Here is a 20523-nt window from a genome sequence, read left to right as displayed (position 1 = left end):
GCTGCCGCGGGATCGCCGCTGAAGCGGCTCCCACACAAACCACGGGCCCGGCCCGACATCACTTGACCAGGAACTCCGACGGCGCGTCATGCGCACCGATCTCCTCGCGATAGAGCTGGTCGACCTCGGCCGCGTCGGGGCCGTCGCGCAGCCAGGTTTCCAGGCGGTCGATCGCGGAGGCGTCGCCGTACACGACCACCTCCACGCTGCCGTCGACGAGATTCCGCGCATGACCGGTGAGTTCCAGCGCGATCGCCTGCTCGCGCGCCGACGCGCGAAAAAACACGCCTTGCACCTTTCCCCCGACGACGAACCGCGCGGCTTTCATGTCACGACCCCTTGGCGATGGCCTCGTTGAGTTTTTCCGCCGTGACCGGGCCCACGAAACGCTGGGCGACATGGCCGTCCGGCGCGATCAGGTAGGTGGTGGGCAAGCCCTTGGGCGAATCGAAATCCTTCGGTGGCGCGGTGACGTCGACCTGAGCGATGGGATACACGACGGGATGCTTGCGCAGGAAGGCGACGATATCGCCGGCCTCGGTGTCCTCGAACGCGAGACCGATCGCGGAGACGTCCTTGCGGCTCTTCACGAAGTTGGAAATGTCCGGCATTTCCTTGATGCACGGCACGCACCAGGTGGCCCAGTAATTGACCACCACCCACTTGCCGCGCTGCGCGGCGAGATCGAACGCCTTGCCATCGAGCGTGGTGACCTTGAGTTCGGGTTTGGCCGCCGTGGCGGCGATCGCCGGCGTGACGATGGCGAGGGCCGCGATGGCGAACAGGCGGGGGATCATGCGGGGGTGTCCTCGGTGGGGGCGGGGATACGCGTGGAGGGGAACAACTGGTCGAGGCGCGCGCCAAGCGTGGCGTCGAGTGCCAGGGCCAGATTATCCAACAGGCTGAGCAGTTCCGGCGGCAGCTGGATGCCCAGGCGTTCCACCTGTTCACGCGGCCGCAAGGGAAGCCGGTACTGCGTGCAACGGTATACGCGCAGCAACTCGGTGGCGTCGAGGCTGCGGCTGAGCAACCAGCCGCCGGCTTCCCCACGCTGGATCATGTCGGCCCGTTGCAGGTCGTCGAAATAACCTGCGATCGCGCTCGACGGCAGGTAGGGTTCGCGCAGGCGGACCGTGGCGGGGTCCACGCTTTCGCCCGAACGCTGCGCATCGACGAAATGCTGCAACACGACCAGCAGCCCGATGAATTCGGCTCCTTCCGGCAAGGCCTCGTGGGGCACGGTGTATTCGAACGCGGAGATGGAGGCCGCGATGGAGGCGCCCAGGATCACGATGATCCACGACAGGTAGATCCACAGCAGGAAGATCGGGATCGCCGCGAGCGCGCCGTAGATCTCTTCGTAGTTGGGCGAGTTGCGGATGAACTCGGTGAACCCCCAGCGTGCGAACTCGAACAGGATCGCGCCCAGCATCGCGCCGATGGCCGCATGCCGCCACGAAACGCGGCGGTTCGGCACCATCGTGTACATGAGCACGAGCGTGACGAAGGTGATCACGAACGGAAGCAGGTTGAGCAGGCGGCTCTGCGTCGCGATCTGGTCCGCCGCTTCATGCAGCATCGGGAACGCGGTGATATACGAGGACAAGGCCAGCCCGCCGACGACCAGGATCGGGCCCAGGGTCAGCGCCGCCCAGTACAACAGCAGGCGCGAGGCCCAGCCACGCGGCTTGCGCACGCGCCATATCCGGTTCAGCCGGTCTTCGATGCTGATCATCATCGACACGGCGCTGAACAGCATCACCAGGATCGAGATGCCAGTGAGCTGGCTGGCCTTGTCGGCGAAGGCCAGCATGTATTCCTGCACCTTCATGCCGGTGGCCGGCACGAAATTCTGGAACGCGTAGTTCGCCAGCGAACCGCGCCATTCCGCGAACACGGGGAAGGCCGAGAGGATGGCGAAGATCGCCACCGTGAGCGGCACCAACGACACCAGGGTGGTATACGAGAGCGCGCCGGCGGTCTCGAAGCACTTGTCGTCGACGAAGCGCAGCCAGGTGAAGCGCGAGAAACTCAACGCGCGGTCGCGATCGATGCGCAGCGGCATGTCCATCCTCATCCAGTCCCAAACGATTGGGAACGCGTGGCAGTTCTGCGAGACTAGCGCCTTCGCAAAGGCGGCCATCCATGTCCCACGACGTCCTCGTACTCTACTACAGCCGTAGCGGCCACACGGCCCAGCTCGCCCGTTTCGTCGCCCGCGGGATCGAGGAAGTGCCGGGCATGCGGGCGCGTCTTCGCCAGGTACCCCCCGTGGCGCCGGTCACCGAAACGGCGATGCCGCCGGAACCCGAGGAAGGCGCCCCCTACGTGACACGCGCGGACCTGGTCGAATGCGTGGCCCTGGCGATGGGAAGCCCCACGCGCTTCGGCAACATGGCCGCCCCGCTGAAGCATTTCATCGATACCACCGGTGCGGAATGGGCCTCGGGCGTCCTCGCCGGCAAGCCCGCGGCACTGTTCACCTCGACCAGCACGATGCACGGCGGCCAGGAAGCCACCCTGCTGTCGATGGCCCTCCCGCTGCTCCATCACGGCATGCTCATCGTCGGCATTCCCTATACCGAGCCGGCATTGAGCAGCACGACGACCGGGGGCACGCCCTATGGGGCGAGCCATGTCTCCGGCAGCCGCGGCGACAACGGCATCAGCGAGCACGAACGCGAACTCGCGCGTGCGCTGGGCAAACGCCTCGCCGACGTCGCCCGGCGTCTGGGCACGCCCGCGTGAGCCAGGCGTCAAGTACCACGCAGAAGGTCGGGCTTGCGGCGTGGGCGGCCCTCCTGGCCTTGCAGTTGCTCTGGTACACCCTGTATCCGCCGGTATCGATCCCGACGTGGGTGGCGTTCGCGCTCACCGTGCCGCCCTTGATGCTGCCACTGCTCTCGCTGCCGAACGTGACCCGTGCCCTGCTCTGGGTCGGCATCCTCGCCCTGTTCTATTTCTGCCACGGTGTCTCCGAGGCATGGAGCTCCACGGCGGACCGCTGGCTGGCGGTCGTGGAGATCGTGCTCACCCTGCTGCTTATCGGCACGCTCGGCGCGGGCGTCCGCCGCCGGCGCTGATCCCCGCGCGGCGCATGTTGCGCAGCGTATCGACGGACGGACGAGGCCGGTGCAGGCTAGGCATCGAATCCGACGAGAGGACGCCACGATGGGTTTTGTGCAGGAAGCGCCGCGACTGGCGCATCCCTTCCGCGACGACCGCGTGCTCAACGCGTGGCTGGGCCACACGCTGCCAGCCGATCGCCTGGGGGCGATGCGCCCGGACCTGGAGGCGTTGGCCGATTACGCGGTCATGGCCTGGGATCGTCGTGGACGCACGCCACGCGGCGAACCCATCCTCACCCAGTGGGATGCGTGGGGCTCCCGCGTCGATCGCATCGCCCTGACGCCCGCCTGGGAGGAAGGCCCCGGCCTGACGACGAAGCACGCGGTATTGGCCGCGGGGCACGAACCCTCGCGCTGGGCACGCGTCGAGGAATTCGCCCGTGTCTACCTCTATCACGTGGCCAGCGAATTCTACTGCTGCCCGTTGGCGATGACCGATGGCGCGGCGACGGCGCTGCGCGCCTCGGGTAACGCACGCCTGATCGAACGGGCGCTGCCGCATTTCCTCAGCCGCGATCCGGCCACGTTCTGGCTGTCGGGCCAATGGATGACGGAAACGCCAGGCGGATCCGATGTCGGGCGTACCGAAACCACGGCCCGGCAGGACGCCGACGGCCAGTGGCGCCTGTATGGCCGCAAGTGGTTCAGCTCGGCCGTCGTGGGCGAGGCGGCGCTCGCGCTGGCGCGCCCGGAAGGGTCCGGCACGGGCACGGCGGCGTTGGCGCTCTTCTACGTGGAGACGAAGGACGAGCACGGCGCATGGCGTGGCATCACCATCGACCGGCTCAAGAAGAAACTCGGCACCCACGAACTGCCCACCGCCGAGATCCATCTCGATGGCCTGCCCGCGACGCCGGTGGGCCCGCTGGACCATGGCGTTCGCCAGATCGCCCCGATGCTCAACGTCACGCGCACCTGGAACGCCGTGTGCGCGGTGGCGAGCATGGCCAGGGCGATCGCGCTGGCGCGCGACTACGCCTTGCGACGCAGCGCCTTCGGTCACCGCCTCATCGACCATCCCCTGCATGCGCGCACCTTGGCGGACATGCAGGCGGAATACGAAGGCGCCTTCTCCCTCGCCTTCCATGTGGCGGAACTGTTGGGGCGTACCGAACAGGGCGAAGGCGGGGCCGACGACGCCGCCCTGCTGCGCCTGCTGACGCCCCTGGCGAAACTGTGGACGGCGAAGGTCTCGATCCGCGTGGTGTCCGAGGCCCTGGAATGTTTCGGCGGCGCGGGCTACATCGAGGACACCGGCCTTCCGCAACTGCTGCGGGACGCCCAGGTATATGCGATCTGGGAAGGCACCACGAACGTGCTCTCGCTGGACATGCTGCGTGCGCTGCCCAACGGTCTCGGGCCGCTCAGGCAGGCCATCCGGGAGCTCGTGCCGGAAGGGGTGCAGGAGCGCGGCATCATCGTCGGCACGATCGATGCGACGGAAGCCTTGCTGGGCGACATCGCGGCGGATCGCGCCGCCCTCGAAGCGTCGGCACGCGGGATCGCCTTTACCCTCGCGCGCACGATGGCCGCCGCCCTCCTCCTGCGGTCGGCGGCCTGGGCGGCCACCTCGGGCGATCCGCGTCCCGCCGCGGCGGCCCGCCGATTCATCGCGCACGGCCTGGACCGGTTGGCGCTGCCGGAAAACGAACAGGACATCGCGCTTGCCTCGGATGCGCCGGCGACGGGCCTTCACCGCTGAGGCGGCTCATCCGGGGCGCGCAATGTAGAATGATCGCCCCGCTCCACCCGGTTTCCAGGTCAATCATGCAGCAGCTCACCATCGTCACCACCGGCGGCACCATCGACAAGGTGTATTTCGACGACAAGTCGGACTACCAGATCGGCTCGCCGCAGATCGGCGACATCCTCCATCAGTTGGGCGTCGCCTTCCGGTTCGACGTGATCCCCATCCTGCGCAAGGACAGCCTGCACGTGACCGACGAGGATCGCGCGCTGATCCGCAGCACGATCGAGGCACAGCCGCATCGTCATGTGCTGGTGACGCACGGCACCGACACGATGGTCGAGACGGCCCGCGTGCTCGCAGGCATTCCCGGCAAGGTCATCGTGCTCACCGGCGCGCTCAACCCCGCGCGTTTCCAGGGGTCCGACGCGGTGTTCAACATCGGTTGCGCCGTCGGTGCGGTGCAGACACTGGCCGACGGCGTCTACATCGCCATGAACGGCCGTGTGTGGGATCCAGCCACGGTTCGCAAGAACCGCGACGCGAACCGTTTCGAGGCCGTCTGAACCCAGGCGGGCTCGACGCCGCCTCAACGCCGCGCGCGATCCTCGACCACCGCGTCGACGGTCGCACCGGCATCCATCAGGCCGGCCCCGCACCCCTTCGGGCAAGGTCCCGGCAGAGGCCGCGCATTGTCGACCAATTGCCGCGTGACGTCGTCGACGCCGATGGCGGGGTCGGCCGAACGCATCAGCGCGACGAGCGCCGCCACCTGCGGTGCCGCCATCGAGGTGCCTGCGTGGTACGCGAAGATGGAACGCTCGCGACCACGTTTGCCCGCGTCGACCGTGGACACGATGTCGTCCGCCCCGCGTTCGCGCAAGCTGCCGCCGGGCGCAGCGAGGGTGACGCGTTCGCCATGATTGGAGTACCACGCCATCGAGCCGTCACGCGCCAGGCCCGCGACCGTGACCACGCCGGGGCAGTTCGCGGGCACGTTGGTCGAGGCCTTCGCCTGGTCGTTGCCGGCGGCGGCGACCACCACCGTGCCGCGCCCGCGCGCTTGCTCGATGGCCCGCGCGATGGCGATGCCGCAGGCGCCCCGCCCACCGAGGCTCAGGTTGATCGCATCCGCACGGCGTTCGAGCGGGGGCACGCCCGGCACCGCGCCGCCACTGGCCCAGACCACCGCATCGGCGACATCCGAAAGCCGCCCACCGCAATGACCGAGCACGCGAACGGGTAACAGTTTCGCCTCGGGCGCCAGCCCCACGATGCCCGGCCGGTTGCCGGAACGCGCCACGATGAGGCCGGCCACGTGCGAGCCATGCCACGACGACGGAGCGACGCGCGACGAACCACAGTCCCCGGCGTCCCTCCAGTCACCTTCGTCGGTGGGATTCGCATCGCGGCCATCGCCGTCGCGCGCGGCGGCGGCGTCGCTCACGAAATCGTAGCCGGGCAGCAACTGGCCATCGAATTCGGGATGCGGGGTGATGCCGGTGTCGAGCACGGCGACCACCGCTCCCGTCCCACGCGTGTAGCGCCACGCCACTTCCGCATCCACGCCCACCTTGGGATCGTGCATGTACCACTGCCGTTTCCATAGCGGGTCGACGATGGCCGTGGCGGTGACGACGAGGTCCTCCTCGACGGCGGCGACGCCCGGAAGACCGGCGAGACGGGACACGTCACCGCCGTGCATCTCGAAGAGTTCGCCGCCCGCCGCGAGCGAACGCACATGCCGCGGCGCGTCGACTCGTGCGGTGCCGGCCATCGGACGGGGCGTGCGCGCGGCGCGTGCCGAATCCGCATCGACGAAGTGAACGATGTAGCGCGCTTCGTCCGCATGGGTGGACGGCGATAAAACGAGCGGGATGACAGCGGCGAGGAGAGCCAGGCGCATGGGGACGTTCCTTCGATGGCGCAGCGGGGGCTGCGGGGGTCGAACGAACGTAAGGCCCTGGCGATGGAGGGCCTATTCGACCCTGCCCACGTGGACACGTAGGAAAAACGACCGCGAACGAAAGAGGCCCGGGCGCTACCGCCCGGGCCTCGTCGAACGCACGTCGATGCCGTGGCTTACGGCGTCCAGGTCGCCTTTAGGGAGACGCCGGAGAACGTGGTATAGCCACGAACCTTGACGTAGTACGTGCCGGCCTGCGGTGCCGCGAACGTGCAGGTCTCGTTGTTGCCGTTGAGGTACGGACGGCAGTTGTAGCTCGAGGTCGTCGGCGCGGAGCCGAACTTCACGTAGAGATCCGCATCACCCGTGCCGCCGCTGGTGACGATGCTCAGGTTCGACGCACCGGCCGCGATGACCACCGTGTAGCTGAGTTCCGTACCCGAGCTTCCCGCCAGGCCGGTCTTGGCCACGCCGTTCTGCAACTGCGTGCCGCCACCGCCACCGCCGGTCGAGCAGGTCACGCCCACCGCCGTGAACGCCGCGGCGACGTCGGTCGCCGAATAGCCCAGGTCGGTCGCCGCGCTCGCCACGCCGCACGCACCGCTGTTGAAGGTGGAGCTGGCCGTCCAGTAGAGGGCATTGGCACGTGCGAAGGCCTTGAACGCCTTGACCGTATCCCAGCCGCTGGTCTTGGCCAGCACGCAGAACGCCTTGTTGTACACGCCCGAGGAGTAATGCACGTCGAGGCCGCTGTAGTAATCGGCCGCGTTGTCGATCGAACCGCCGTCCTGGGTCGGGTTGCACATGTAGCGCAAGGCGTCGCCGATGCCAGCGCTGGTCTTGACGATGTCCGAGCCGACCAGGAAATCGTTGCTGCCGCGGTCGTAGTATTCCGCCGCTTCGCCCGCGATGTCCGAATAGGCCTCGTTCATGCCGCCGGACTGGCCGCTGTAGGCGAGGTTCGAGTGCTGTTCCGTGTAGCCGTGGCTGATCTCGTGCGAGGTGACGTCGAGCGCGACCAGCGGATAGAACGTGCTGGCGCCATCGCCGAACGTCATCGAGCTGCCATCCCAGAAGGCGTTCTCGTAGTTGTTGCCGTAGTGCACCTTCATGACCAGCACCTGGTTCAACGGTGCCGCGCCGGTGTACGCGGTATACATGTCATGGACCACGCCGCCGAAGTGATGGGCATCGTTGATCGGGCCATAGGCACCGTTCACGGCGTCACCGCTGGAATTGAAGCAGGTGAAGCTCCACAGCGTGCCGCTGCCGGAGGTCGCCTTCTTCATGTTGTACGACTTCACGTAGGCGTTCTGCGCCGTACAGGTGGTTCCGGATTGCGTCACGCGCAGCGCGGGCAAGCCGTTCGCTCCCCATGTGTACTGGCCGACCTTCTGGTTGCCGCCCGGGCCCGTCGCGTCCACCTCGGCATTGGTGAGGCCTTCCCACTGCTCGATCACCTGCCCGGTGTTGGCATCGATGATCGCGGTCGGGCGAGTGGGATGATCGCCGCCGGAGAAGAACGAGGTCAGGTACACGAGGCGCGCCGGCGCGCCGTCCACCGGATACACGTAGAGGTCGGCCTTGGCGTTTTCAGGCTTGGCCGTCGCCGCGCCCAGCGTACGCGCCTGCTTCGTCAGCAAGGCGATCGCGCTGGCCTGGTCGATCTTCGGCGTCACCGAGGTGAGATCGACCTGCAGGTCCGAAGTGACGACACCGTTGGCGACCAGCGCATTGCCCTGGGCATCCTGCTCCACGGCGATGCTGCGTCCATACACCGGCACGCCCTTGAACGTCTGTTGCATGCGTACCGTCTGGGTTCCCTTCACCGTCGGCAGCGCATTCCTGGCCACGAACGAATTGTCCGCGGAAAGGCCGAGCTTTGCCGCCAGCTGATTGGCGGGGACGGCTCCGAGGTTCTGCGCACGGAGCGCCTGCTCGGTGCCGGCCGTGGCTACCGAGGTAGCCGCGATAGCCAGCGAAGCGACCAGGAGTTTCAAGCGAAAATGACTTGCCATTACGTTCCTCCTCCGGGAATGGGCCGCACGAAGCCATTGCGGTCGTGGGGACCACATTCCGAACGATATGAATTCGCGCCGCAGCGCGATGCCCGTTTTGTTCTGACTTGACGGCCTCCCCGCCGCAAGTCACGGTCAACCTAGCGCAAGATCTCGCGGTCGACTACCTAGGGATTTCCCTAGGCCGAAGGAAAATGCGACGCAGGCGGTGTCAGAGCATGCCGGTTTCGAGCTTCGCCGCGTCCGACATCATCGAATGGTTCCAGGGCGGGTCGAAGACGAGATCGACGTCCGCCTCGACCACCGTCGGGATGAGTTCGAGCTTGGTACGCACGTCGTCCACGAGGATGTCGCCCATGCCGCAACCGGGCGCGGTCAGGGTCATCTTCACGTAGGCGCGGCGGGCACCCTCGTCCGTGGTCTCGAGGGTCACGTCGTAGACGAGCCCCAGCTCGACCACGTTGATGGGGATCTCGGGATCGAAGCAGGTGCGGAGTTGCTGCCAGACCAGTTTCTCGACGTCCTCGTCGGAGGCGTCGTCGTCCAGCTCGATGGCCTTGGGCGGTTCCTTGCCCAGCGCGTCGGCGTCGTTCCCCGCGATCCGGAACAGGTTGCCTTCCACGTACACGGTGAAACTGCCACCCAGCGCCTGGGTGATGTAGCCGATCTGCCCGGCCGGAAGCGTCACCGTCTCTCCCTGCGGGACCATGACCGCCTGGCAGTCACGCTCGAGGGTGAAGGGTTCGCTGCTGAGGCTGAAACCGCTCATTGCTGTCCTGTGAAGGCCGCGCCGCGGCCGCAAAGTCGTCGATTATGCGCCCGCCGCGGGCCGGCGGTAAGCGTCTACCGGCTCTAACGTCGGGGCTGCGGCCTGCGCCCTCAAGAGCGCCGCGCCTTCCCGCCCGCTATCATGGCCGCTTTGCCCGATCCAGGATCCCATGCGCGACCTGACCGATACCCATGCCGGCTGAGCGTAGTCATCTCTCCGGCTTCCTTTTCGGCGCCCTCTGCGCCGTCATGTTCGGCTTCGCCGTGGGCGCCGTCTGGATGGTGCCGTCGATGATGTTCGGCCGCGCCCTGCCCGCCCTGGTGCTGCCTGCCGGCTGGATACTGGGCGTGGTGGTGCGCCGCTGGTTGCGTTTCCGCGGTGCCGCGGGTGCGTTGCTGGCCGCCGTGGCCACCTTGATCGCCGCCGCCTACACGGCTTGCCTGGTGGCTGCCGCGTCCATTTCGGGAATGATGGGCGTGGGCCTGGCACAGGCCATGAGCGACGCCGGGCCGGCCATGTTGATCGACCTGGCCCGCCTGGCCCAAGGTCCGGGTGACATCGCCCTGGTCCTGGCGGGCGCGGTACTGGCGGCCCTTGTCGCCTGGCCCCTGCGCGCCCGTGGTCGTCGCACCCATTGACTTCATAAACCGTAAATCCCTTGCCCCGGAAGATATTGCGCGAAACAAGCAGTCAACCGGCGGTCGCCGACCGCGTTAACCGGAGTAGACCAGGCCGTATGGAGCACGAGGATGCGAAGACCGACGACGCGGGGAAGGCCGTGAACGCCTCGATCGCGATCGACAGCGCATCGCTCGACGACCTGCGCGAGGTGCCCGCGAGCATGGATGCCTTCCTCGCATCCATCGAGCGCCGCGCGTGGCGCATGGCCGAGATCCATCTGGGCAACCGCGAGGACGCGCTGGACGCCGTGCAGGACGCGATGTTGCGGCTGGTCCGCCATTACGGCGAGAAGCCCGCGGAGGAATGGACCCCGTTGTTCTGGGGCATCCTGCGCAGGCGCATCGTCGACCTGCAACGGCGGCGCAAGGTGCGCTCGATCGTGGTGGGCTGGCTGGGCGGCGGCAAGGACGACGACGGCGACGAACTACCGAGTTGGGAACCGGCCGACGACAGCCCGGACCCCTCGGCCCGGTTGCAGGATTCACAGGCCTTCACGGATATCGTGGCGGCCGTGCGCAACCTGCCCCGGCGCCAGCGCGAAGCCTTCACGCTTCGCATCATGGAAGGCCTGGACGTGGCCGAGACGGCGGCAGCCATGGGCTGCTCCGACGGCAGTGTGAAGACCCACCTTTCGCGCGCGATGCATGCGCTGCGCGACCAACTGGAGGCATGGCGATGAGCCAGCACGATCGGGAACTCGAACGCCGCGCCAGGGATCTGTACCTGCGCGCCAGCCGTGACGTGGATCCGGCCGTGGCCGGCCGCCTGCGCGCCGCCCGTCGCACCGCGCTGGCCCAGCCACGCGAGTCGGCGATTCGCCGGCTGTTGCTGCCGGCGGGGGCGTTCGCGGTGCTCGCCCTGGCCACGTTGATGGTCTGGCAGCCCGGCGTGACGCCTTCGGCGCCGCCTGTTGCCAGCCAGGCGGCGGATGCGGATCCGAACGACCTGCCGCCGGATGCCGATGTCGCCGATCCGGCTTTGTACAAGGACCTCCAGTTCTATAGCTGGCTGGCCTACAACGACACCCCGTCTTCGTCTCGCAAGTGATTCCCATGCGCCGCGTTCCGCTCGTCCTCGCCCTGTTTCTCGCACTGGCGGCTCCCCTGGCCGTATCGGCGCAGGATCGCCCGCCACCCCCGCCCCCGGGCGAAGGGGAGCCACTTCCGCCGCCGCGCCCCTGGAGCGCGTTGACGGCCGACGAGAAAGACATCCTCGCGCCGCTCGCCAGCGAATGGGACGGTTTTCCTCCCCAACGCCAGTCGAGGATGCTCGACAAGGCGCAGCGCTGGCGCGGCCTGCCGCCGGAACGCCGTGCGGAAATCCGCGAACGCATCGAGCGGTGGCAACACATGACACCCGAGGAACGTGCCGAAGCGCGCAGGAACCGGCAGAAGTTCCAGGACCTTACGCCCGAGCAGCGTGCGAGGTTGCACGACGCCTTCGAGCGCTTCCGCAACCTCCCGCCGGAGCAACGCCGCCAGCTGATGGACAAGTGGCGGCAACAGTCGCCCGAGCAGCAGCGCGAAGCGATCGACCACCTGGGGCCGAACGACGCCTTGCCGCCGCCCCCGCCACCGCCCGACGGGCACAGGCCGCCTCCGGATGGCCCCAGGCCTCCGGACGGCTCACGCCCACCCCCCGGCGACTGAAAAGCCCCCTGGTAGCCCGGTGGAGGCCCGGTAGTCTGGTGGAGACCCCCGTAGCCCGGTGAGACCCCGTAACCTGGTGGGAGCCGACCCTGTCGGCGATGGGTGCTTGCCTCAATCTGGCCCGCTACCGCGGGATCGCCGGCAAAGCCGGCTCCCACAGGTTTGTTCCCATTTGTTCCCAAGCTCCCACCAGGTCTGTTCCTGACCGGTCTACTCGATTGGCTGTTGTGGGAGCCGCTTCAGCGGCGATGGGTGCTTGCCTCAATCTGGCCCGCTGCCGCGGGATCGCCGACAAGGTCGGCTCCCACCAAAGCACGAGGTCGGCTCCCACCAAGGCACAGGGTCGGCTCCCACCGGGGCGGCTGCCGGGTAAACTAGGGAGATGACCCAGACCGCCCTGGCTTTCCTCGACGCCCGCCGCTCCGTGCCTTCGCGCCAGCTCGGCGAACCCGCCCCCGATGACGCCACGCTACGCCGCCTGCTCGAGGCGGCGATGCGCGTGCCCGACCACGGCAAGCTCGAACCGTTCCGCATACGCATCCTGCGCGGCGAGGCGAAGTTGGCCTTCGGGCGCAAGCTGGCCAAGCGCGCCATCGAGGCAAATCCCGACCTGTCCGAGGCGAAGCGCGAGAAAGAACAGCGCCGTTACGAGCACGCGCCGCTGGTGCTGGTCGTTTCGGCCAGGATCGACGAAGACAGCACGGTTCCCGAACTCGAACAGAACCTCGCCGCCGGTTGTGTCGCCTATAACATCCTGCTGGGCGCGCAGTCCCTGGGCTACGGTGCGCAGTGGCTCACCGGCTGGGCCGCCTACGACCGCGACGTGGCGAAGCTGCTGGGCATGAAGAAGAACGAACACGTCATCGGGTTCATCCACGTCGGCACCCCCGTCATGGCGGCCCCCGAGCGCGATCGCCCCGCCTACGACGACATCGTGAGCACGTGGGAACCGTGAGCGGCGACTCACTCGTCCACCTGGTCGACGGCAGCCTCTACGTCTTCCGCGCCTGGCACTCGATGCCGGACGAATTCCACGACCACGAAGGCGAGCCGGTCAATGCCGTGCACGGCTTCACCCGGTTCCTTTGCGAATTGCTGGAGCGCAGCCGCGCGGAACACATCGCGGTGGCGTTCGACGCGTCGCTCACCACCTCCTTCCGCAATGCGATCTATCCCGCCTACAAGGCGAACCGCGAACTGCCGCCACCCCAGCTCGTGCGCCAGTTCGCGTTCTGCCGCGAGGTCGCCGCGGCGCTCGGGCTCACGGTGCTCAACGACCACCAGTACGAGGCCGACGACCTCATCGGCAGCGCCCTGTGGGGGCTGCGCTCGCACGGGTTCCGCGGCGTGATCGTTTCGGCGGACAAGGATTTCGGCCAGTTGCTCGGAGAGTTCGACGAGCAATGGGATTTCGCGAAGAACGTTCGCTGGGGCGCCTCCGGTGTCTTCGAACGCATGGGCGTGCATCCGCACCAGGTCGCCGACTATCTCGCGTTGTGTGGCGATGCCGTGGACAACATTCCCGGCGTGCCGGGGATCGGCGCCAAGACCGCCGCCGCGCTGCTCGGTCACTTCGGCAGCCTCGACGCCATCCTGGAGCGCATCGACGAAGTACCCTACCTGCGCATCCGCGGTGCCGCGGCCTGCGCCGTCCGCCTGCGCGAGCACGCCGACCAGGCGCTGCTATGCCGCCGCCTGACGCGCATCGCGCTGGACATCGCGGTGGCCGATACGGCCGACGCGCTCAGCCGGCGCGCCGGCGACGCTTCCGCCATCGACGACCTCTGCGAGCGCATCCGCTTCGGCCCCTTGACGCGCACGAGGCTGCGCGCGCTGATCTGATCCCCCGACGTCACACGGGCACGATACTCTTGTGCGGATACTTCGCCGTCCCTCAAGGAGCCCACCCATGCAGACCAGTCCCCTGCCTCACGCCTCGCCCGTGCCCGAAGACGCCGCCGCGCCCGAGGAAACGCTGTACCAGGGCAAATGGCTGACCATGAAGAAGCGCGGGCGCTGGGAATACGCCGTGCGCAACAACGCCGGTGGCGCGGTGATCATCCTCGCGGTGACACCGGACGACAAGGTCGTCTTCGTGGAGCAGTACCGCGTATCCATCCTCGCGAACACCATCGAGATGCCGGCCGGCCTGGTCGGCGACATCGCCGGCGCGGAGGACGAAGACGTCCTGATCGCGGCCCGGCGTGAACTCGAGGAGGAAACCGGCTATCGCTGCGGCCATCTCGAGTTCGTGCACGAAGGGCCCTCGTCGGCCGGCATGAGCACCGAGATGATCGCCTTCGTGCGGGCATGGGACCTGGTGCGCGTCGGTGCGGGCGGCGGCGACGAGACCGAGAACATCATCGTCCACGAGGTTCCGCGCGCCGAGGCCGGCAAATGGCTGTTCGACCGTGCCAAGGAGGGATTCTCCATCGACGCCAAGCTGTTCGCCGGGCTCTGGTTCATCGATCATCCCGAGGCCCACATGCGTTGATGTCAATTCTTGTCCTGCCGGGCTCCCACGGGTAGCCTTCCCTCTGCCTTGTCCGGCGTCGCCCATGTCCGTCCGTTTCGCTCATCTCCACCTGCACAGCGAGTATTCGCTGGTCGATTCGACCATCCGCATCAAGCAGCTGGTCGCCGCCTGCGTGCGTGCGGGGATGCCGGCGGTCGCACTGACCGACGAGAACAACCTGTTCGGCCTGGTGAAGTTCTACAAGCAGTGCACGGCGGCCGGCATCAAGCCGGTGGCCGGCTGCGACATCTGGGTATCCAGCCCCGACGACCCGCGCCCCTGGCGCCTCACCCTGCTCTGCCAGGACCGCGACGGTTACCTCAACCTGTCCCGGCTGGTCTCCCGCGCCTGGCGCGAAGGCCAGGGTACGGGCCGCGCGCTGGTCGACGCCGCCTGGATGCACCCGGAGAGCGTGCGTGGCCTGATCGCCATCGCCGGGCGCGAGAGCGAGGTGGCGCGAGTCGCGCTCGGCGCGGGCCTGACCACGGCGGGCCCGCGCCTCGAGTCGCTGCGCCGCCTTTTTCCCGATCGCCTCTACCTGGAGCTCACCCGCACCGGCCGGGAGAACGAGGAACACTGGGTACGCGCGGCCATGGCACTGGCCGGCGAGTACGAATTGCCCGTCATCGCCAGCAACGACGTGCGCTTCCTGGAGCGGGACGGTTTCGAGGCGCACGAAGCGCGCACCTGCATCAACCAGGGCCGCGTCCTCGCCGATCCGAAGCGCCCGCACGATTACAGCGAAGAGCAGTACTTCAAGTCGCCCGAGGAGATGGAGGCGCTGTTCGCCGACATTCCCGAAGCGCTCCAGAACACCGTCGAACTGGTGAAGCGTTGCAACCTGGAACTGAGCTTCGGCACGTATTACCTGCCGAACTTCCCGGTGCCCGAGGGGCATACCCTCGACACGTACATCCGCGAGCAGGCGCAACTGGGGCTAGAGGAGCGCCTGCGCAACCATCCGTTGGCACCGGGAAAGACCCTGGAGGATTACCAGGCCCGACTGGATCGCGAGGTCGACGTCATCATCCGGATGGGCTTTCCCGGCTACTTCCTGATCGTGGCGGACTTCATCAACTGGGGTAAGCAGAACGGCATCCCGGTGGGCCCGGGCCGCGGTTCCGGCGCCGGCTCGCTGGTGGCCTGGGTGCTGAAGATCACCGACCTGGACCCGCTCCAGTTCGAGTTGCTCTTCGAGCGATTCCTCAACCCGGAACGCGTGTCGATGCCCGACTTCGACATCGACTTCTGCATGGATCGCCGCGACGAGGTGATCGACTACGTCTCGCGCAAGTACGGACGCGACCACGTCAGCCAGATCATCACCTACGGCTCGATGGCCGCGAAGGCCGTGCTGCGCGACTCCGGTCGCGTGCTCGGCATGGGTTATGGCCAGGTCGACCGGCTCGCCAAGCTGATCCCCAACCGGCCGCTCGACCTCACCCTCGGCGACGCGCTCGGCCGCACGGAAAAGTCGAAGAAAGAACCCGATCGGATCGTCAAGGAATTCTGCGACGTCTACGAGCAGGAAGAGGAACCGCGCCAGCTCATCGACCTGGCGCTGAGCCTGGAAGGTCTCACCCGCAACGCCGGCAAGCACGCGGGCGGCGTGGTCATCGCGCCGACGCCGCTGACCGACTTCGCCCCGCTTTACTGCGAACCGGGCGGCGAAGGCGTCGTCACGCAATACGACAAGGACGACGTCGAAGCGGTCGGCCTGGTCAAGTTCGACTTCCTCGGCCTGCGCACGCTCACGATCATCGATTGGGCGGTCAAGGCGATCAACAGGCGCCGTGAACGGGAAGGCGTCGAGCCACTGGTGATCGAAGCGCTCCCGCTGGACGATCCCAAGGTCTACGACCTGCTGAAGAAGGCGCAGACCGTCGCCGTCTTCCAGCTCGAATCGCGCGGCATGCAGGGCATGCTCAAGGACGCGCAGGCCGACCGCTTCGAGGACATCATCGCGCTGGTGGCACTGTATCGCCCGGGCCCGATGGACCTCATTCCCAGCTTCTGCGCCCGCAAGCACGGTCGCGAGCCGGTGGAGTACCCGGATCCGCGCGTCGAGCCCATCCTGAAAGAGACCTACGGCATCATGGTCTATCAGGAACAGGTGATGCAGATGGCGCAGATCGTCGGCGGTTACACGCTCGGCGGCGCCGACCTGTTGCGTCGCGCGATGGGCAAGAAAAAACCCGAGGAAATGGTCAAGCACCGCGCGACATTCCGCGAAGGTGCCGCCAAGGACGGGATCGACGGCGAGAAAGCCGACGCGATCTTCGACCTCATGGAGAAGTTCGCCGGCTACGGCTTCAACAAGTCGCACGCGGCCGCCTATGCGCTGGTCTCCTACCAGACCGCGTGGCTGAAGGCGCACTACCCCGCCGAGTTCATGGCCGCGACGATCTCGTCGGACATGGACAACACCGAGAAGGTCGTCACCTTCCTCGACGAGACGCGCGCGATCGGCATCACGGTGCTGCCACCCGACGTGAACGCATCCGACTGGATGTTCGAAGCGGTGGAACCGCGCGTGGTCCGTTACGGGCTCGGTGCGATCAAGGGCGTGGGCCAGGGCATCTGCGAGGAGATCGTCGCCGAGCGCAAGGCGAAGGGGCCGTTCCGCGGCCTGGTCGATTTCTGCCAGCGCGTCGGTTCGAACAAGCTCAACAAGCGCACGATGGAAGCCCTCGTGCAGTCCGGCGCGCTCGATGCCCTCGGCGAAAACCGCGCCACGCTGCTGATGCACATCCCCGAAGCGATGCGCGCCGCCGACCAGGAGGCGAAGAACCGCGCGTCCGGGCAGGTCGACATCTTCGGCAACGCCTTCGGCGCCGCCGAGGCACCCAGCCTCATCGAATTGTCGGGAGCGGTGCCCGAGTGGCCGCTGGAGCAATTGCTGCAGGGCGAGCACGACACGCTCGGTCATTATCTCTCCGGCCATCCCACCGACCCGTGGAAAGCGGAGCTGGCACAGCTCTCCAGTTGCCCGATCGGCGAGATCCCGCAGCGCTACCAGCCACCGAAGCCGCGGCGCAACGATGACGACGAGAACGCCAGCCGCTTCCGCCGCGGCCCGGAGACGCCATGGACCGTCGCCGGCATGGTGGTCGGCATGCGCAAGCGCGGCGATAGCGACGCCTTCGTGCAGATCGAGGATGCCACCGGAGTGCTCGAAACGAGTTTCTTCCGCGAAGTGTTCACCGACGCCGCGCCATTGCTCACGCGGGGCAACCTGATCGTGGTGGAGGGCGGCCTGCGCATCGACGACTTCGCCGGGGGCTACCAGTTGCGCGCCCGCAAGGCTTACTCGCTCGCCGATGCGATGGAGCACTTCGGTCGCCTGCTCACACTGAAACTCAACGGCGTCGGCCCCGATTTCCCGCAACACCTGCGTCAGGCCCTCATGGGCTATCGCGGCGGCCGCACGCCTCTGCTGCTGGCCGGCTACCGCAACACCGTGGGTCAGGCCAGCGTCGAACTCGGTGAAGCCTGGCGCGTGCGCGCCCTCCCCGATCTCATGCGGACGCTACGCGCGCTTCCGGGCGTGCTCGGCACGGAATTGCGCCTGGTACGCCCAGCGGATTGAAAAGAAGGACCGGGTGCGCACACGCACCCGGTCCTCTTCCGGATCAACGACGCCGAAGCGACATCGCATCTCCGGACTCGACGAGGTAGACATCGTCCACTTGCACGGTGTCGTGATTGCCGCCTTCGTTGGCGATCTCTATCTGGACATGGGCCGGCGCACCGAACGGGACCCCGTTCACGATGAGTTCCACGATGCCCCACTCGTCTTTATGGGCGATCGTCGTGGTGGAACCGAGCGGCAGCGTATGTTCGCCCGTCGCGTCGCTCATCGACAACCGGGCCCTGACCTGGGTGTCGGCGTTATCGGCGCGAACGCGGAATCGCAGTGCGTAGGTGAGGCCTTGCGGCGACTTGCCGAAATGGGCATACACGTTCTGACGGATGCTCGCGCCGGTATAGAGCGAAGCGTACGGATTGCCGGATTCGTCATAGCCGATGCCCGGCAGCCCCGTGGCGCGTGTCCATCCATCGAGGGCGTGGATGAACTGCACGTTCTGCACCGGCAACCGACAGGCTTCGGTCCCGCCGAACTGATCGCAAGCGGGCAGATGGGAGGGATCGGCGCCGTCGCCTGCCCAGGCGATACCGGGCAAGGCGAATGGAGATAGCGCGAAGAGGAGCGTCGCGAAGCGCCGCTTGAGCAAAGGCATGGTCTTTCCCTGGACGATCGCCATCACCGACCCCACGGATGCGGCGACGTGCGCACGATGCGTACATCGTCGACCTGGAGCATCGTGGGGGTGTTCCTGTCCGTGCGCTCGATGCGCACGCCCATGAGCGCCGCTCCGTCAATGGCGATGCCGTCGACCTTGAGATCCAGAGGCTCCCAATCCCAGCCGACGGTGTGGGTCACCGTGGCGAGCTCGCTGCCACCCGACGAATCATCCGGTCCGGCGACAAGCAGGGTCACCGCCACATTCGCGGGCATGGGGCCGGAGCCCCGCGCACGCAGCCGCACCGTATACGTGTGCTTCGGCAAGTCCGCGCCGGCCTCGCCGGCCGGAATCGGCGCGTACGCCCACGCTGTGGCGCCCTGCCCCGGCAAGGCGAGCGTCCGCGAGTCGGGCGTGCTTCCGAGGTAGGGGGCAGGCATGCCTCGCGGTACGAGGAACTGCCAGCGGTACGGGTCCCGGGAATCGATCCGGGCCTCGAAATCGCCGTTGCGCAGGTCGACGAGACAACGGTCCGCACCCCCGGCCTCGGTGCAGACCGAATTCTTGATCGTGCCGGTGGAGGTGTCGGCCGTGGTCGCCTGCGCGGCGCCAGTTCCCGATGCGAAAGACAGCAGGGCTGCCAAAACCAACGTTTCGTTCTTCATGCGCGGATCTCCTTGAGTTTTTTTACCGCCACCATCCCGTGGCGGTGTGCATTCCAGCAAATCCAGCCTGCCGCGTGGGCGACCCTCACAGCCCGCGAGGTCGTCCCCCACACGCAATTCAGGGCGACCCTTCATTCCCGACCCGGGCGAGCCCCCACCCCACTCGGCACCTTCGAGGACTTGTCCGTCAATCACTTAGGATGCAGGAATCCATCCGTACCCTTACGCACGTCGGGGCCCTGCGCCACCCGGTATACTGTCGGGTCTTTCCGAACCACCGTTGCCCATGAATCCCAATTTCCTCGATTTCGAACAACCCATCGCCGAGCTGGAGGCGAAGATCGAAGAACTTCGCCACGCCAGCAGCGGCCAGGCGTTCAATATCGATGAGGAAGTCGGCCGGCTGCGCGAGAAGCTCAAGGTCAAGACGGCCGAGATCTTCCGCAACCTGACGCCCTGGCAGGTCAGCCAGGTGTCGCGTCATCCGGCACGTCCCTACACGCTGGATTACATCCAGGCGATGTGCGAGGAATTCCACGAGCTCAAGGGCGACCGCATGTTCGCCGACGACCAGGCCATCGTCGGCGGCCTGGCCCGGATCAACGGCCGCTCGATCATGATCGTCGGCCACCAGAAAGGACGCGACACCAAGTCCAAGGTGAAGCGTAACTTCGGCATGCCGCGTCCCGAGGGCTACCGGAAGGCACTGCGCCTGTTCAAGCTCGCGGAGCGCTTTCACATTCCCGTGTTCACCTTCATCGACACCGCGGGCGCATGGCCGGGCATCAACGCCGAGGAACGCGGCCAGTCGGAAGCCATCGCGCGCAACCTGCTCGAAATGGCCGACCTCCGCGTGCCGGTCATCTGCACGGTCACGGGTGAAGGCGGTTCCGGCGGCGCGCTGGCCATCGGCGTGGGCGATCGCACGCTGATGCTGCAGTACTCCACCTATTCGGTCATCACGCCGGAAGGCTGCGCTTCCATCCTCTGGAAGAGCGCCGACAAGGCCAAGGACGCCGCCGAGGTCATGGGCCTCACGGCCCCGCGCCTGCTAGAGAACGGCCTCATCGACAAGATCGTCCGTGAACCGCTCGGCGGCGCGCACCGCAACCCCCAGTCGATGGCGATCCGCCTGAAGGCCGTCCTGCTCAACGAACTCGACGAGCTGGAAACCCTGTCCACCGACGAACTGCTGGAAAGGCGCTACAAGCGCCTGCGTGCCTACGGCGCATTCAGCGAAGGCTGAAGCGGGCGGCGGAGC

21 protein-coding genes are annotated in these 20523 nt (G+C 67.1%); 13 read left to right on the top strand and 8 right to left on the bottom strand.

Translation table 11 applies throughout. The features are described from left to right. Window positions 1–58: 58 nt before the first annotated feature. The 3 genes from ACR9Y6_RS01345 to ACR9Y6_RS01335 are packed head-to-tail and all read right to left on the bottom strand — an operon-like array spanning window position 59 to window position 2065. Window positions 59–328: an acylphosphatase gene (locus tag ACR9Y6_RS01345; RefSeq protein ID WP_481279648.1), complete on the bottom strand. Its 270-nt coding sequence runs from the start codon at window positions 326–328 to the stop codon at window positions 59–61. Window position 329: 1 nt separating this feature from the next. After that, window positions 330–797 carry a TlpA family protein disulfide reductase gene (locus tag ACR9Y6_RS01340; RefSeq protein ID WP_481279647.1) on the bottom strand — a complete coding sequence of 156 codons (468 nt, stop codon included), beginning with the start codon at window positions 795–797 and terminating at the stop codon, window positions 330–332. Beyond that, on the bottom strand, window positions 794–2065 hold the full coding sequence (locus tag ACR9Y6_RS01335; RefSeq protein WP_481279646.1) for a YihY family inner membrane protein: 1272 nt from the start codon (window positions 2063–2065) through the stop codon (window positions 794–796). The genes ACR9Y6_RS01340 and ACR9Y6_RS01335 overlap by 4 nt, the downstream gene beginning before the upstream one ends. 80 nt (window positions 2066–2145) lie before the next feature. On the opposite strand from ACR9Y6_RS01335, the gene wrbA reads away from it, so the two are divergent. The 4 genes from wrbA (at window position 2146) to ACR9Y6_RS01315 (ending at window position 5381) form a co-directional block, all read left to right on the top strand. Next, on the top strand, window positions 2146–2748 hold the full coding sequence (gene wrbA / locus ACR9Y6_RS01330) for an NAD(P)H:quinone oxidoreductase (protein WP_481279645.1): 603 nt from the start codon (window positions 2146–2148) through the stop codon (window positions 2746–2748). Next, a complete protein-coding gene (locus tag ACR9Y6_RS01325) occupies window positions 2745–3083 on the top strand; it encodes a DUF2069 domain-containing protein (protein WP_481279644.1) in 339 nt (112 codons plus the stop codon). Before wrbA ends, ACR9Y6_RS01325 begins: the two co-directional genes overlap by 4 nt. Window positions 3084–3171: 88 nt before the next feature. Further along, window positions 3172–4830 carry an acyl-CoA dehydrogenase family protein gene (locus ACR9Y6_RS01320; protein WP_481279643.1) on the top strand — a complete coding sequence of 553 codons (1659 nt, stop codon included), beginning with the start codon at window positions 3172–3174 and terminating at the stop codon, window positions 4828–4830. 65 nt (window positions 4831–4895) lie between these two features. Further along, window positions 4896–5381 (top strand): asparaginase domain-containing protein, encoded by a 486-nt coding sequence (locus ACR9Y6_RS01315; RefSeq protein ID WP_427459441.1) that lies wholly within the window; start codon window positions 4896–4898, stop codon window positions 5379–5381. A 23-nt stretch (window positions 5382–5404) separates the two neighbouring features. On the opposite strand, the gene ACR9Y6_RS01310 is transcribed toward ACR9Y6_RS01315, so the two are convergent. The 3 genes from ACR9Y6_RS01310 to sufT all read right to left on the bottom strand — a co-directional run bounded on the left by ACR9Y6_RS01310 (window position 5405) and on the right by sufT (window position 9508). Continuing rightward, window positions 5405–6721: a S8 family peptidase gene (locus tag ACR9Y6_RS01310; protein WP_481279642.1), complete on the bottom strand. Its 1317-nt coding sequence runs from the start codon at window positions 6719–6721 to the stop codon at window positions 5405–5407. 176 nt (window positions 6722–6897) lie between these two features. Then, window positions 6898–8739, bottom strand: coding sequence for a M4 family metallopeptidase (locus tag ACR9Y6_RS01305; protein WP_481279641.1), 1842 nt, complete (start codon window positions 8737–8739; stop codon window positions 6898–6900). A gap of 211 nt (window positions 8740–8950) precedes the next feature. Beyond that, on the bottom strand, window positions 8951–9508 hold the full coding sequence (gene sufT, locus ACR9Y6_RS01300; protein WP_371024835.1) for a putative Fe-S cluster assembly protein SufT: 558 nt from the start codon (window positions 9506–9508) through the stop codon (window positions 8951–8953). Window positions 9509–9699: 191 nt separating this feature from the next. Between sufT and ACR9Y6_RS01295 the strand changes: the two genes are divergently transcribed. From ACR9Y6_RS01295 to dnaE, 8 genes are all read left to right on the top strand, one after another. Further along, window positions 9700–10146 carry a hypothetical protein gene (locus tag ACR9Y6_RS01295; protein WP_481279640.1) on the top strand — a complete coding sequence of 149 codons (447 nt, stop codon included), beginning with the start codon at window positions 9700–9702 and terminating at the stop codon, window positions 10144–10146. A 98-nt stretch (window positions 10147–10244) separates the two neighbouring features. Next, the gene (locus tag ACR9Y6_RS01290) at window positions 10245–10868 is read left to right on the top strand and encodes an RNA polymerase sigma factor (RefSeq protein WP_481279639.1); all 624 of its coding nucleotides are present in this window, start codon (window positions 10245–10247) and stop codon (window positions 10866–10868) included. Then, complete coding sequence (locus ACR9Y6_RS01285; RefSeq protein ID WP_481279638.1) at window positions 10865–11236, top strand: hypothetical protein; 372 nt, start codon at window positions 10865–10867, stop codon at window positions 11234–11236. The genes ACR9Y6_RS01290 and ACR9Y6_RS01285 overlap by 4 nt, the downstream gene beginning before the upstream one ends. A 5-nt stretch (window positions 11237–11241) precedes the next feature. Beyond that, a complete protein-coding gene (locus ACR9Y6_RS01280) occupies window positions 11242–11838 on the top strand; it encodes a DUF3106 domain-containing protein (RefSeq protein ID WP_481279637.1) in 597 nt (198 codons plus the stop codon). Between the two features lie 382 nt (window positions 11839–12220). Next, window positions 12221–12793 carry a nitroreductase family protein gene (locus ACR9Y6_RS01275; protein WP_481279636.1) on the top strand — a complete coding sequence of 191 codons (573 nt, stop codon included), beginning with the start codon at window positions 12221–12223 and terminating at the stop codon, window positions 12791–12793. 62 nt (window positions 12794–12855) lie between these two features. Beyond that, the gene (locus ACR9Y6_RS01270) at window positions 12856–13680 is read left to right on the top strand and encodes a 5'-3' exonuclease (RefSeq protein ID WP_481282669.1); all 825 of its coding nucleotides are present in this window, start codon (window positions 12856–12858) and stop codon (window positions 13678–13680) included. A 67-nt stretch (window positions 13681–13747) separates the two neighbouring features. After that, on the top strand, window positions 13748–14332 hold the full coding sequence (locus ACR9Y6_RS01265) for an NUDIX hydrolase (protein WP_481279635.1): 585 nt from the start codon (window positions 13748–13750) through the stop codon (window positions 14330–14332). A 64-nt stretch (window positions 14333–14396) separates the two neighbouring features. Further along, window positions 14397–17942: a DNA polymerase III subunit alpha gene (dnaE, locus tag ACR9Y6_RS01260; RefSeq protein ID WP_481279634.1), complete on the top strand. Its 3546-nt coding sequence runs from the start codon at window positions 14397–14399 to the stop codon at window positions 17940–17942. A gap of 43 nt (window positions 17943–17985) precedes the next feature. Here dnaE and ACR9Y6_RS01255 read toward each other — a convergent pair whose 3' ends face one another. Together ACR9Y6_RS01255 and ACR9Y6_RS01250 are read right to left on the bottom strand one after the other, a co-directional pair. Continuing rightward, window positions 17986–18594, bottom strand: a complete 609-nt coding sequence (locus ACR9Y6_RS01255) for a hypothetical protein (RefSeq protein WP_481279633.1) — start codon at window positions 18592–18594, stop codon at window positions 17986–17988. A gap of 23 nt (window positions 18595–18617) precedes the next feature. Beyond that, window positions 18618–19262, bottom strand: a complete 645-nt coding sequence (locus ACR9Y6_RS01250) for a hypothetical protein (RefSeq protein WP_481279632.1) — start codon at window positions 19260–19262, stop codon at window positions 18618–18620. Window positions 19263–19548: 286 nt separating this feature from the next. Between ACR9Y6_RS01250 and ACR9Y6_RS01245 the strand changes: the two genes are divergently transcribed. Further along, window positions 19549–20508, top strand: coding sequence for an acetyl-CoA carboxylase carboxyltransferase subunit alpha (locus ACR9Y6_RS01245; protein WP_426285330.1), 960 nt, complete (start codon window positions 19549–19551; stop codon window positions 20506–20508). Window positions 20509–20523 lie beyond the last annotated feature (15 nt).

This window comes from Luteibacter sp. TLI7-4A (assembly GCF_056754745.1).
Note: the sequence above shows the minus strand (reverse complement) of the source record. Positions and strands in the feature narration are given on the sequence as shown.

Coding starts and splice junctions, on each gene's coding strand:
- ACR9Y6_RS01250 (WP_481279632.1), bottom strand. CDS start 19,262: ATGAAGAACGAAACGTTGGTTTTGGCAGCCCTGCTGTCTTTCGCATCG.
- ACR9Y6_RS01345 (WP_481279648.1), bottom strand. CDS start 328: ATGAAAGCCGCGCGGTTCGTCGTCGGGGGAAAGGTGCAAGGCGTGTTT.
- ACR9Y6_RS01305 (WP_481279641.1), bottom strand. CDS start 8,739: ATGGCAAGTCATTTTCGCTTGAAACTCCTGGTCGCTTCGCTGGCTATC.
- dnaE (WP_481279634.1), top strand. CDS start 14,397: ATGTCCGTCCGTTTCGCTCATCTCCACCTGCACAGCGAGTATTCGCTG.
- ACR9Y6_RS01245 (WP_426285330.1), top strand. CDS start 19,549: ATGAATCCCAATTTCCTCGATTTCGAACAACCCATCGCCGAGCTGGAG.
- wrbA (WP_481279645.1), top strand. CDS start 2,146: ATGTCCCACGACGTCCTCGTACTCTACTACAGCCGTAGCGGCCACACG.
- ACR9Y6_RS01255 (WP_481279633.1), bottom strand. CDS start 18,594: ATGCCTTTGCTCAAGCGGCGCTTCGCGACGCTCCTCTTCGCGCTATCT.
- ACR9Y6_RS01295 (WP_481279640.1), top strand. CDS start 9,700: ATGCCGGCTGAGCGTAGTCATCTCTCCGGCTTCCTTTTCGGCGCCCTC.
- ACR9Y6_RS01280 (WP_481279637.1), top strand. CDS start 11,242: ATGCGCCGCGTTCCGCTCGTCCTCGCCCTGTTTCTCGCACTGGCGGCT.
- ACR9Y6_RS01285 (WP_481279638.1), top strand. CDS start 10,865: ATGAGCCAGCACGATCGGGAACTCGAACGCCGCGCCAGGGATCTGTAC.
- ACR9Y6_RS01335 (WP_481279646.1), bottom strand. CDS start 2,065: ATGCCGCTGCGCATCGATCGCGACCGCGCGTTGAGTTTCTCGCGCTTC.
- ACR9Y6_RS01340 (WP_481279647.1), bottom strand. CDS start 797: ATGATCCCCCGCCTGTTCGCCATCGCGGCCCTCGCCATCGTCACGCCG.
- ACR9Y6_RS01275 (WP_481279636.1), top strand. CDS start 12,221: ATGACCCAGACCGCCCTGGCTTTCCTCGACGCCCGCCGCTCCGTGCCT.
- sufT (WP_371024835.1), bottom strand. CDS start 9,508: ATGAGCGGTTTCAGCCTCAGCAGCGAACCCTTCACCCTCGAGCGTGAC.
- ACR9Y6_RS01320 (WP_481279643.1), top strand. CDS start 3,172: ATGGGTTTTGTGCAGGAAGCGCCGCGACTGGCGCATCCCTTCCGCGAC.
- ACR9Y6_RS01310 (WP_481279642.1), bottom strand. CDS start 6,721: ATGCGCCTGGCTCTCCTCGCCGCTGTCATCCCGCTCGTTTTATCGCCG.
- ACR9Y6_RS01270 (WP_481282669.1), top strand. CDS start 12,856: ATGCCGGACGAATTCCACGACCACGAAGGCGAGCCGGTCAATGCCGTG.
- ACR9Y6_RS01265 (WP_481279635.1), top strand. CDS start 13,748: ATGCAGACCAGTCCCCTGCCTCACGCCTCGCCCGTGCCCGAAGACGCC.
- ACR9Y6_RS01315 (WP_427459441.1), top strand. CDS start 4,896: ATGCAGCAGCTCACCATCGTCACCACCGGCGGCACCATCGACAAGGTG.
- ACR9Y6_RS01290 (WP_481279639.1), top strand. CDS start 10,245: ATGGAGCACGAGGATGCGAAGACCGACGACGCGGGGAAGGCCGTGAAC.